The organism is Providencia alcalifaciens DSM 30120 (assembly GCF_000173415.1).
Lineage (GTDB): Bacteria > Pseudomonadota > Gammaproteobacteria > Enterobacterales > Enterobacteriaceae > Providencia > Providencia alcalifaciens.
Genome location: NZ_ABXW01000070.1, coordinates 139,927 through 152,704, shown reverse-complemented (window position 1 = coordinate 152,704; position 12,778 = coordinate 139,927). Strand labels below are relative to the sequence as shown.

General features: G+C 43.2%; 8 protein-coding genes and 1 pseudogene. 2 read left to right on the top strand and 7 right to left on the bottom strand.

Annotation, left to right across the window (positions count from 1 at the left end):
• Positions 1-40: 40 nt before the first annotated feature.
• Both PROVALCAL_RS17245 and nagK read right to left on the bottom strand, forming a co-directional pair.
• On the bottom strand, positions 41-679 hold the full coding sequence (locus PROVALCAL_RS17245) for an OB-fold-containig protein (RefSeq protein WP_006660626.1): 639 nt from the start codon (positions 677-679) through the stop codon (positions 41-43).
• Positions 680-1,052: 373 nt separating this feature from the next.
• Positions 1,053-1,964, bottom strand: coding sequence for an N-acetylglucosamine kinase (nagK, locus tag PROVALCAL_RS17240; RefSeq protein ID WP_006660625.1), 912 nt, complete (start codon positions 1,962-1,964; stop codon positions 1,053-1,055).
• 177 nt (positions 1,965-2,141) lie between these two features.
• Between nagK and ykgO the strand changes: the two genes are divergently transcribed.
• A complete protein-coding gene (gene ykgO / locus PROVALCAL_RS17235; RefSeq protein WP_006660624.1) occupies positions 2,142-2,267 on the top strand; it encodes a type B 50S ribosomal protein L36 in 126 nt (41 codons plus the stop codon).
• A 72-nt stretch (positions 2,268-2,339) separates the two neighbouring features.
• Here ykgO and yidZ read toward each other — a convergent pair whose 3' ends face one another.
• Both yidZ and PROVALCAL_RS17225 read right to left on the bottom strand, forming a co-directional pair.
• Entirely contained in the window at positions 2,340-3,305 is a 966-nt protein-coding gene (yidZ, locus tag PROVALCAL_RS17230) for an HTH-type transcriptional regulator YidZ (protein ID WP_006660623.1), read from the bottom strand.
• On the bottom strand, positions 3,298-4,482 hold the full coding sequence (locus PROVALCAL_RS17225; RefSeq protein ID WP_006660622.1) for an MdtL family multidrug efflux MFS transporter: 1,185 nt from the start codon (positions 4,480-4,482) through the stop codon (positions 3,298-3,300). Before PROVALCAL_RS17225 ends, yidZ begins: the two co-directional genes overlap by 8 nt.
• 320 nt (positions 4,483-4,802) lie before the next feature.
• On the opposite strand from PROVALCAL_RS17225, the gene asd reads away from it, so the two are divergent.
• Positions 4,803-5,909 (top strand): aspartate-semialdehyde dehydrogenase, encoded by a 1,107-nt coding sequence (asd, locus tag PROVALCAL_RS17220; RefSeq protein WP_006660620.1) that lies wholly within the window; start codon positions 4,803-4,805, stop codon positions 5,907-5,909.
• A 93-nt stretch (positions 5,910-6,002) separates the two neighbouring features.
• Here asd and PROVALCAL_RS17215 read toward each other — a convergent pair whose 3' ends face one another.
• From PROVALCAL_RS17215 to recF, 3 genes and pseudogenes are all read right to left on the bottom strand, one after another.
• Positions 6,003-8,990, bottom strand: coding sequence for an autotransporter domain-containing protein (locus PROVALCAL_RS17215; protein WP_006660619.1), 2,988 nt, complete (start codon positions 8,988-8,990; stop codon positions 6,003-6,005).
• Positions 8,991-9,242: 252 nt separating this feature from the next.
• Positions 9,243-11,656, bottom strand: a pseudogene (gene gyrB, locus PROVALCAL_RS20190) (DNA topoisomerase (ATP-hydrolyzing) subunit B).
• Between the two features lie 18 nt (positions 11,657-11,674).
• Positions 11,675-12,769 (bottom strand): DNA replication/repair protein RecF, encoded by a 1,095-nt coding sequence (gene recF, locus PROVALCAL_RS17205; RefSeq protein WP_006660616.1) that lies wholly within the window; start codon positions 12,767-12,769, stop codon positions 11,675-11,677.
• Positions 12,770-12,778 lie beyond the last annotated feature (9 nt).

The window sequence follows — 12,778 nt, the reverse complement described above, 5'->3', positions numbered from 1 at the left end:
TCATTCTTTATTAATTAGCAAAGTGGTTTATATTTTGTTTTTACTGTCGGAATTCATTTTCAGTTACGACTTGGTAACTGTGGGATTGTGGGTCATAGCTGATAATCACGACGCGATCGCCGCGTTTGATATTGTCGGCGCTAGGTGCTCTAACCTGCAAAATGAGTCCTGCACCACCATCTTCTAATACGGCTTCCCCATTTTGTTCGGTTACCGTGCCGGAACGTACGGTTGCCAGCTTCCCCATTAACTGATGGACAGTTTTTGGTTTGTTGAGGTTAACCAATCGGTTACGAATAGGTCGTAGGCAGATTGCCGTCAATTGCAGGGAGATAAATGCGGTAATCACCAGTAGCGTTACGCCGACGGCGTAGCGAAGTAGGGTCATATCGATGAATCGGAGAAATAAATGCGCAGCAAAGTAGCTAATGAGCCAGCCAAATAGGGTAAATAGCGTCAAGATAATAGTAACGGGAATTCCCGCTAAACCTAATTTAGTGAGCCAACCTGCGAAGCCCGTGAGGTCGATACCCTCTGCATCTAGTTCCGTATCAATATTAAATAAATCAATATCTAACAAACCAAAAGCAGCACACAACCAGTAAAAAAGGACAATAATGAGTAAACCGCTAAAGATAATGGTAGGAAAAGTCAGGCAATTCTCTAAAAACAAACTCATTAGTTTTTCTCTTTAGTGAGGTCGTGGATGATGACCTTTGTCGACATTTGTTAGGCGGTGTGAGTGACCTTTACCTGTGTTTTTTATGGCACATTTATCAAAAAATGAGCGGAATTTAGTTAATCATAAGCACTTTTCAAACGAACAACATAGGACTAGTCTAAGTCTAAATTTTTGCAATATCTCGCTGATTTCTATGATTAATTCTGTGCAGTGACCTTGAATCGCGTAAGACGTTTAACTCATTGATTATTATTGAGTTTCATTGAAAATAACATAAATGATAACGATTCTCAATTGCGTTTTGTAAATTTGAGGTGTTCGTCACCTCTACTCCTTATAATTGTTGGAGTAGAGATGTCATAGCGGAGAGTTAGTCGACGAGATTCAGGAATGCGGCGCCGCGAGCACCACCGGAGGCACCGTAACGCGCTTTTTCAATGGCAGGCATTTTGGCGATGCCATATAAATATTGTGGGACTATTTCAGGCAATAAGCGATAAATTTCATCAAACTGCGATAAGCCACCACCGATCACGACCAAATCAGGGTCAAAGACAGTAATCACTTGGCCCATAAACATGGCTAGCACCATCATATAGCGCTCAACATGTTGTTTAGCAGCTAGATCGCCTTGTTGATATAACTGAATAATGTCGACAGCTGAACGTTTTTCATTGGTAAATGCCGCATAAATACGTTCAAAACCAGGACCCGAGAGGTAGGTTTCAAAGCACGCGGTTTGACCGCAACCACAGACGATTTCCGGAACAGTATCACCGAGATACTTAGCAGCACGAACACTCATATTCATGTGCCCAATTTCCCCTGCAATCCCGTTTTTTCCGGATAGCACTTTTCCGTTTATCACAAATCCACCACCGACTCCGGTACCTAAAATTAATCCGAGTACACTAGGGTAGCGTTTGAATTCAGGATCCCAGGCTTCAGAAAGTGCAAAACAGTTAGCATCATTTTCAACTTTTACTGGGCGATTTAAGAGGTTAGTGAGGTCGTGAATGAAGGGTTTATATTGTGCACTTGGCACATTGGTTGTAAATACAACGCCTTCCGAGTGATTAACGATACCTGGAACACCAATACCAATTTTACCTTGGCAGCTAAATTGTGCATCTGCTTCAGCGGTGAGATCGCGAAACGCATTGAGTAATGCGTGGTAATCATCTTTTGGAGTAGGAACGCGTTTTTGCCATACTTGATTGAGTGCTTGGTCAAATACTGCCAACTCAATTTTGGTGCCGCCCATGTCAAAGCCGTAATACATTTCATCTTCCTCAAATTGGTCTATTTCATTAAATAGAAATGTATCTATTTGATAAATAATGATAGAGAGTCAGTAATGGCTTAATTATACAAAAGTTTCCCAAAAAATGATTGCGGGATGATTTCAATTCCATTATTGTTACATTATAACATTACATTTGTTTTATTAGGAGTTATCGTGAAAGTCCTCAGCTCATTAAAAACCGCTAAGCAGCGCCACCCTGATTGCCAAGTTGTGCGTCGTCGTGGTCGTATCTATGTGATTTGTAAAACTAATCCTCGTTTTAAAGCAGTCCAAGGCTAGTATTCCGTTATTCTCTGTTTCTTCGTTCCTTGTTTTCGCCGTGGCAATTCATACTCCTTGCCATGGCGTTTTTTATGGATTTACAAAGTTAAGAATGCTGTTTTTGATTTGTTCTCTCAGCCATAAGGTTTTTGAGTTATACGCGTTACGTTTGTGCCACAGCATCAAGAAAGGGATTTCGAGTTGCTGATATAAAATGTCATCGACAGGCAGAGGGCGACAAACTAAATCAAGATTAAAATCATTAACATAGTGTTGGCAATAACCCGGCGAGCTCGTGATGAGGTTGTGCTCAGGTCGAGAGGCCATTAAGAGTGATTGTTCAAAGGTAGAGAAGGATAGATGAATTGGTCGATGAAACCCCATGGTTTCCAGTAAATCATCGAGGGCCCATGGAATGCGATTGCCAAATTCAGTGCTGATATGAGGATATTTTAAGTAATTCGTTAATGTCCATTCTTCTTGCAAAATAGGGTGGTCACTGCGGATAAACGCCAGAGGTTTATCGGTGAATAACACTTCGAAGTTCAGAATGTCAGGTAGATGATTAATAGACTCTTTGGATGAATGGAAGCTTTCACGACCCACTAATCCGATATCCGCATCTCCCGCGATCAGCGCTGCTAACGAGTTATAGTCCCAATCTCGCACAATGACCTCGGATTCTGGGTATTGATTGAGGATGTTCAGGGATAAATCATGGAGCATGATGAGGTTTAAGGGCGCTTCCATCATTAATCGAAACGTCATTCCTCGTGGCTTTTCAGTGTCTCTGATCTCTGCAATATAGTGAGATAAATTTAAAAACTCAGGCAGTGATTTTTCAATACGATGCATCAATGGGGTTGGAACCAGCCCTTGCGGGCTGCGGATAAATAACGGGTCATCGAACCATTGGCGTAGTTTAGACAATGACTTACTGACGGAGGAGGGGGTAATAGCAAGCCGTTTGGCGGCAAGGCTTACACTGCGCTCTTCCACTAAATATTGCAAAATAACCAGTAAATTTAAGTCTAATCGATGCAATTGCTTATTCACATGTAGCGACCTGTTGGTTGACCTGCGTAGTCGGTATTCTGAGTAACACCATGCCAATCATTCCTGCTGCAATCAAGATAATTAACAGCATACTCACTGAAGGGACACCCATCACACCCATCATCCAAATATAGGCTGAGGCGCAGCTTAATTGTGAGATAGCTAAAACGGAGCTGGCAATACCGGCTTTTTTCGCAAATGGAGATAAGGCTTGACTCATAATAATGCCAAACTGCATGGAGAAACCTATGCCACAGAAGGCAAATACGATGTACAACAGAGCTAAATGGGGAAGTGCGAGCAGATAGACTGAAAGTAGTACGCCATTAATCAAAAATAAACTTAACGCCGTATTGAGCAGCGAGCGGCTATTAAATTTTGAAATGAGTTTCGGCATTAAGAACGATGTTCCCATACTGACCATCGCCAGCAACGTCATGGCGGTGGAGTATTGACCCGTCGTGAAACCCAGATTTTCCATCAAGATAATCGGCGCAACGTTAACGTAAGTCAGGATTACGCCCATACCAAAGCAAGAGATAATCAAACGGGTAACAAAGAAAGTGTTAAATAGCTTTTCTTCTATCGCCGGTTGGGCATTTGATTGTTTCGTTGATGATGCAGAAGAGGGCTTCGTTTCTTTAATCGAGATTAGGCAAAATAGCATGCTGATAACCGCATAGCCTGCCATAAAATAGAACATCACTGACCAGTGGTAAATGAGCAAAATCGCAAATCCAATGACGGGAGCCAGCACAGGTGCAATGCAGGTTACGCCATTCATTGCGGCGAGTACTTTGGTACGGCGTTGGGGTGGTAATACATCGCGTAAAATAGCGAATGTCACGACATAACAGAAACCTGCACCAATACCTTGGAAGAACCGAGTGATGAGAAAGGTATCAATGGAAGTCGCATTTCCCGCAATAATAGATGCAATCGCGAAAATAGTCGTTCCAGCTAGCACGACGGGTTTGCGACCGATATGGTCGGCACACCATCCCGCAATTAGCATGGTGGATGCCATACCCGCTAAATAGATGGAGAATGCCACATGGAGTTGGCTTTCATTGGCATGTAAATCTGCGGCAATATAGGGAATGCCGGTTAAATGGAGGTCGACACCCAAAGGATAAATAAGGACGATCCAGAAACTAAAAAGGACATATTTGGTCATGAGATACGCTACGTTGTGAGGGTTAACCCGCTAATTTTAATTGGGTTGGATGATGGAATGTATGGATTAATTGGAAAATAGTATTTTCCAAAATGGAAATTTTTAATCAATAACTTCTTACTAATTATTAGCATTATTACTAATCTTCTTGCTATTAGTGATGAAATTCACTTGCACACTGATGCATATTTTGTCACGTTTAATACAATCGATTGATGATTCTCCATTTAATCTCCCAAGTCATTTCCAGTTTCGATTTGTCGGTAAGTCGATGGTTGAAATTTTTTGGGTGAAGTATGTAAACAGACAGGGTGAAGAGAATGAAAAATGTAGGATTTATTGGCTGGCGCGGAATGGTCGGCTCTGTATTGATGCAAAGAATGGTAGAGGAAGGGGACTTTAACGTCATTCACCCGGTATTTTTTACCACCTCCCAACATGGGGCTGAAGCACCCGTTTTTGGTGGTCATCGCAGTACGCTGCAAGATGCATTTGATATCGATGCGTTGAGTGCACTGGATATTATTATTAGCTGCCAAGGCGGCGATTATACCAATGAAGTGTATCCAAAATTACGTGAAGCGGGCTGGAAAGGCTACTGGATTGATGCTGCATCCGCACTGCGTATGAAAGACGATGCGATTATTATTTTAGATCCAGTGAACCACAAACATATCCAAGACGGCTTAAATAAAGGCATTAAGACCTTCGTCGGCGGTAACTGTACGGTGAGCTTAATGCTAATGTCGCTGGGGGGCTTATTTGCTAATGATTTGGTTGAGTGGGCCTCTGTCGCAACTTACCAAGCCGCTTCTGGTGCGGGTGCGCGTAATATGCGTGAACTTCTGTCGCAAATGGGTTCTTTACACGCGCAAGTGGCGAAAGAGCTGCAAAATCCTGCATCAGCTATCTTAGAGATTGAGAAAAAAGTCACTGACTTTACACGTAGCGGTTCAATGCCAACGGATGCTTTTGGTGTACCGCTTGCAGGCAGCTTAATCCCGTGGATTGATAAAGCCTTAGACAATGGTCAAAGCCGCGAAGAGTGGAAAGGTCAGGCGGAAACCAACAAAATTTTGGCAACGGGTAGCAATATTATTCCTGTTGATGGTCTGTGTGTTCGTGTGGGCGCACTGCGTTGCCACAGCCAAGCATTCACATTGAAACTGAAAAAAGATGTACCACTGAACGAAGTGGAGCAGCTGCTGGCTTCCCATAATGAGTGGGTGAAAGTGGTGCCAAATGACCGTGAAATTACCATGCGTGAACTGACTCCAGCCGCGGTAACAGGTACATTGAGTACACCGGTTGGTCGCCTGCGTAAATTGAATATGGGACCTGAGTATCTGTCCGCATTTACTGTGGGTGACCAGTTGCTATGGGGAGCTGCGGAGCCTCTGCGCCGCATGTTGAGAATTTTGCTGTAGTTCGCAATTCTTAAACGAGAAAAATAGGCATGGCACCTGCGTGACGAAACACACCGGTGCCATTTTTTATGGCTAAATTTTATACTTTAAACATTAAAATGAGACAAGGAACTTAGCATCAAGATTATTTTCTAAATATCCCTTGGTCGTAAATTGGCTGTAATCCACGGATAGCTTGGTATTGTCGGTAATCTGAATATTCGATCCTAGCTTGATTGTCACTCCATCTTGCGGTGCATTCACACCATGATAGTTAAGCGGTGGTGCAAGTAGGTCGCGCTGGGTAAATCGAAATGCCATTTCGCGTTCCTGCTTGTCATATTGATGTTGCCAGCCGAGTTCCCCGTGTACATCGATTGAGGATGATTTACCCACTTTCCACTGGTTATCTAAACGTAATCCCAGCGTTGTAGTGGTGGCATCAAGGGATTGGCGACCTGTAACGAGCGAGGCTTTTTTCCCTTTTTCTCTAAATCCATGACTTTCCGCATTGGTAAAGGCGAAGTTCACAAACGGCTCGGCGTTGATAAATGCCGATTTCCACGGGTAAGCGGCTTCCATAAACAGGTGGTTGGTCTTGCCTTTATAGTCGGCGGTATTGTGATCGGAATAAATGGACGAGGCGACTGTTCTATCAGTTTTGATGGTGTGCCATGTGTGCCCAAGCCCTGCACGTAAGGTGATTGGCGCCAATTGCAGAGAGCCATAAGCCGCTAAATAATAGTTGTTGCTATGGCTATGACCGACTCCTCCAGAGACGGAATTTTTTGTAAAACCGGAGCTCATGCCAAAAATAAAATCATCATTAAAGAAATGCTTATCTGCCCCTAAGAACACCCCATAATTGCTATTGGTAAAGCCGGATGCGTTGCCGTCGCTTTGGGTTCTATCCCAATGATAAGGTACGTTTACCCAGACGTTACCGCGGTTATCGCCACGCTCTTTGACGATATTTTCTGATGCGCGTGTTTGTTGCAGCAGCGTACCGTGATATTGGCGATGGTTATTTAACTGGCTAGCAAGGGTATCGATATGAATTTGTGGGGATAAGGTTCGAAGAAGATCGTTAACCCCTGCGGTGGTTTGGCTGAGGATTAAACGTTTATACAGGGTGTTATTCAATGGGAGATCTTCAAGGGCGTGAGCAATGGCGGTTTGGTTTGGCGTCTTTGCAAAGGCATCAAAAGTCAGGCCACTACGACCGACGTTGAGTGTGACACGTTGCATCGTGGGTGAACGAGGATCTGCGCCATAATTTAATGTAGTACCAATAAATAGATAGTTAGGTTCGATGCCGTCAAATTTCCCTTGAATATTGGGGGCGCGAATAATTTCATATTGAGTGCGGAATCGACCCTGAATTTCATCTTGGTTAGGTATCCGTTCATTGAATGGTTCTGATTCTTCAGCGAAGAACTCGTTGACCTTGCCCCCGTTGATGGTCACTGTACCGCCAGCATGTAGGGCGTCAAATTCCTGTATTACATCTTTTTGAATACTCACATAGAATTCACTGCCGGGCTGGAAGATGGCGGTGTTATTCACCTTGAGATGCCTTGTCGGGTCTCTAGTATTATCTCCAGGGGTTAAGATAGCACCACTGTTAATCACTAAGTCATCAACTGAACCAGAAGCAATAAATCGGGCTCCTTGGTTTAATGTCACCGTATTTTTGATGCTGTGACTGAGCGCTAATGCGCCATTGGTGACGTTGACTGGCGCATGTAGGATGTGTTTGACCTCAAGCTTTCCACCATTGATATTGACGGGGCCTGTTAAGTGGTTTTCTTGCGTTAAAACTACACGACCTTGCTGTATTTCAAGCCCTGCAAAACGGTTAATTCCAGCTAAGGTTAATGAGCCTTCCCCTTGTTTGATTAATCGCCCTTTGCCATCGATGCCATTACTCCAAATATCGGTAATGCCGACGTTCGCAACGTCGTCTTGAGTTACCCGTTGATTGACGACCCAATCTTCAGCGAAATGCGTAGGCCCTTTGTAAGCTTTGGATAAGTTAATCAGCCCCCAGTAGCTATCAGGCTGATTCTGTTTAACACTCCAGCCAGCTAAAGAATGGCGTGGGTAGGCGGTTCCGGCAATAATTTCCCGCCATTGTTCTTTATTGAGATAAGCAAAACGGGAACGCAGTAAATAAGCTGCACTCGCGGGTATTTGGTCCGCTGTAACGGTGGGAGAAGGATGCTCACTTTGCTTATTGTAATAGCCGGTATTTTCATCAAATGAGGGAAGCAGGCCGATAGGTGGTTTGCATTTGGCGGTATTCGCAGCACATTGAGAGTTTATTTCTTGGCGTACGTCTTTTGCTAACCCAATAAATGTATTGGCAGTTTTGTCATTTTTTAGTAAATGAGCGAGAAGATAGTAATTGGCGGCGCGTGAGGCAATAGTATCGGTTGGGAAGTGTGCGCCAACAATCACACGGCTCTCTCCATATCCCATGGCTCTATCAAAAAATTGTGCGCCTTTTTCTGGGTAAAGAGTGGCAAATATTGCTGCTTGCTTAAATCCGCTCCAAGTATGTCCACTGGGGTAAGAGGAGCCTGTGATATTGGTATAGTTTGGAATGTATTCCCCTTTCTCATTGAGAACTTGATTGGGGCGACCTCGTAAGTAATGATCTTTTAGAATAAAATCCATTGAGCGATTTTTATTTTTAATAGGGTCATAGGCAAAGCTGGCTAATTGAAATAAATTATCTAGACGGTTATAAGCCTCGATTTTTTTAAAATCATTATAATTAAAACCTTTTTGATTAAATAAATATTCCCTGTAAATATTAAAGATATATTCTGGTGTGCTTTGTTGATCTTTTTCAGCGCTCTTTTTACGTTTTTTAGTTAATAGTGTAACGTGTTGACTGGCTTCTTTATCCCATAGTGCGGCTTGTGAATGTGGCTCGGGATAGGGAGGAATAACATGGGTTTTGAGTTCATTAAAGAGTTGATTTCGTTGATCAAGAATGGTTTTTTGTGCCTCTAAATAATCAGATTGAGCAAAAATTGGATGAATGTTAAATAGCAAAAACAGACTTAAAGATACCGAGGGTATTATTTTGTTCATTATAGACCTATAGATTTTTGAAGAAGGAAAAATCTATTTCATCTTAATAGGGTGATTTTTATTTTCCATAAAATGAAAGTAAATAAGACAAACTTTATTTTATTTCATTATTCTATTTAGTTAATTAAATAAAGTGTGAAATTAGTTAACTTTAAAATAAAATTAATAATAAATATTTAAGATTAAAATTAGATAAAAAAATAACCCTATACCGAAATATAGGGTTATCAAATGAATGAGCCGGTAAGTCGATTAAATATCGATGTTCGCGGCTTTTAAGGCGTTCTCTTCGATAAAGGCACGACGCGGTTCTACGGCATCTCCCATCAATGTGGTGAACAGCTGATCTGTTGCAATTGCATCTTTGATAGTGACACGCATCATACGGCGAGTTTCTGGATTCATGGTGGTTTCCCAAAGTTGTTCTGGGTTCATTTCACCAAGACCTTTATAACGCTGTACGGATAAACCACGACGAGATTCACGGCTTAACCACTCTAATGCTTGCTCGAAGTTGTCGATATTCTGGCGACGTTCACCGCGTTGAATATAAGCACCTTCCTCGATTAAACCACTGATTATGTCACCTAACTCGGTGATACGACGATACTCACTACCATGTACGAAGTCGAAATCGAGGTTGTAGTCGCTATCAACACCGTGGGTACGGATACGAATAGTAGGCTCGAATAGCTGGCGTTCACGGTTTTCATGAATAATATAGCTGTAAGAGCTACCCGCTTGCTCGTTTTCTTCTAAACGCGCCACTAAAGTTTTCGCCCATTCTTCAACTTGGGCGCTATCTTTCAGTGCGTCTTCAGTCAGTGTGGATTGATACACTAAGCTGTTCAGCAGCGCTTGTGGATATAAACGCTCAAGACGGCGAATAATACGGTGCGCTGCATTGTATTCAACAACCAGTTTTTCCAGTTGTTCGCCTTTCATGGCTGGGGCTTCCGCACTTAAATGTAACTCAGCACCGTCCAGTGCGATAGAGATCAGATAGTCATCCATCGCTTCATCATCTTTAATGTATTGCTCTTGCTTACCGCGTTTCACTTTATACAGTGGCGGCTGAGCAATAAAGATATGACCACGTTCAACGATTTCTGGCATTTGACGGTAGAAGAAAGTTAACAGCAATGTACGAATGTGCGAACCATCGACGTCAGCATCCGTCATGATGATGATGCTGTGATAACGCAGTTTATCTGGGTTGTATTCATCACGACCAATACCACAGCCTAATGCGGTGATCAGTGTCGCAACTTCTTGGGAAGAGAGCATTTTGTCGAAACGCGCTTTTTCCACGTTCAGGATTTTACCTTTCAGTGGCAAAATAGCTTGGTTCTTACGGTTACGGCCTTGTTTTGCAGAGCCGCCCGCAGAGTCCCCTTCCACTAAGTACAGTTCAGATAATGCAGGGTCACGTTCTTGGCAGTCAGCGAGTTTACCTGGCAAACCTGCTAAATCTAACGCGCCTTTACGGCGAGTCATTTCACGGGCTTTACGTGCAGCTTCACGGGCACGTGCAGCATCAATGATTTTGCCAACAACGATTTTGGCGTCGTTTGGATTCTCTAATAAATACTCAACCAATTTTTCATTCATTAAGGTTTCGACAGCTGTTTTCACTTCGGAAGAAACCAGTTTTTCTTTAGTTTGAGAAGAGAATTTAGGATCTGGCACTTTTACAGAAATAACGGCAATCAAGCCTTCACGAGCATCATCACCCGTTGCACTGACTTTCGTTTTTTCTGATAGCCTTCTTTTTCCATGTAGTTATTCAGGGTTCGGGTCATCGCGGCACGGAAGCCCGCTAAGTGGGTACCTCCATCACGCTGAGGAATGTTGTTGGTGAAGCAGTAAACATTCTCTTGGAAACCGTCGTTCCACTGCATGGAAACTTCCACGCCAATCCCGTCTTTCTCAGTAGAGAAATAAAATACGGATGGGTGAATTGGGGTTTTATTACGGCTCAGATACTCAACAAAGGCTTTGATCCCACCTTCATAGTGGAAATGGTCTTCTTTGCCATCTCGTTTATCAATTAAACGGATTGAAACGCCTGAGTTCAGGAATGAAAGTTCACGTAAGCGTTTTGCCAGAATATCGTATTCGAATTCAGTCACACCTTTGAAGGTGTCCATGCTTGGCCAGAAACGTACACGAGTCCCTGTTTGGTCTGTTTCTCCAACAACTGTTAGAGGACCTTGTGGCTCGCCGTGTTTGTATATTTGTTCGTGAACTTTACCGTCACGGCGGATTACTAATTCAAGTTTTTCGGATAAGGCGTTAACCACTGAAACACCCACACCGTGCAGACCACCGGAGACTTTGTAGGAGTTGTCGTCAAATTTACCGCCGGCGTGCAGAACGGTCATGATGACTTCTGCGGCAGAAACACCTTCTTCTTCGTGGATGCCCGTTGGGATACCACGCCCATCATCTTGTACAGAGACGGAGTTGTCGGCATGGATAGTGATGACGATATCGTCACAGAAACCAGCTAAGGCTTCATCGATAGCGTTATCCACAACCTCGAAGACCATGTGATGAAGACCTGTTCCATCGTCGGTATCACCGATATACATGCCCGGGCGCTTACGCACCGCATCCAGTCCTTTTAATACCTTGATACTTGAGGAGTCATATGTATTCGACATCAACGTTTCCTGCTCTTTCTATTCCTGAGGTTGAACTTCTATTTTGCCTTGCTCTACACTAAACATTTTACTGTTGGCATCAATCATATCATTGACTTGCGCCGGTGTAATAGCACTTACAAACACTTGTGCTTGCGTAGCTTTGAGTCGAGCCGCTAATAATTGCCGGCGACCAGAATCCAGTTCTGAAGCAAAATCATCCAGTAGATACAGGCATTGTTGCCCGCTCTGTTGGGTGAAATATTCACCCTGCGCTAACCTGAGTGCACACATTAATAATTTCAGTTGACCACGAGAGAGCATATCTTCAACGGGAATGCCGTTAGCTCGAATTCGCAGATCAGCTTTATGTGGACCTGATGAGGTGTAGGTCAACGCTCTATCGCGCTCAAACTGCCGCTCTAACTGTTCTGAATAATCAATTTCTTTGTCCCAACCACGTTGGAAAGAGACCGAAAGTGAGAATTCGGGTAAAAACTGTTTACAGGTTTGCTCAATATTTTCTGCAATACCTGCAATATACTCGCCGCGCCATTGGCTAATTTGTTCGGAAATTGGGGCGAGTTGCTGATCCCAATGGCGAATTTGCTCATAACGAGTTACTTGCCGTAAAGCCGCATTTCGCTGCTTTAACAAACGTTTTAAGTCCGACCATGTAGAAAAGAATAGGGCTTCATTATGAAAACATCCCCAATCTATAAACGCGCGTCGGTATTTTGGACCACCATTTAGTAGGGTAAACCCTTCAGGGGTAATAAGCTGCATTGGCAAGAGTTTTGCCAGTTCTGCAATTTTATGCCCGTCGGTGCCATCAATTCTTACTTTACTATCACCTTCGCGATTCTTACTTAAACCGAGTGATAGTACTTTGCGTTCGGTATCTGGGTGTCCCAGTTTACCATGTAGAATAAATTGTTCTTGGTCATGACGAATAACGCGATTCGCCTGAATGCTGCGAAAGGCTCGTCCATGTCCAAGTGTATAAATTGCTTCCAGTATACTGGTTTTGCCACTCCCATTAGGACCAATTAAAAAATTGAACCCAGTTGCAAGGGAGAGATCGGCGTCTTCTATATTACGAAAATCGCGGATCAATAAACGCGAAAGGATCATACTGACTGC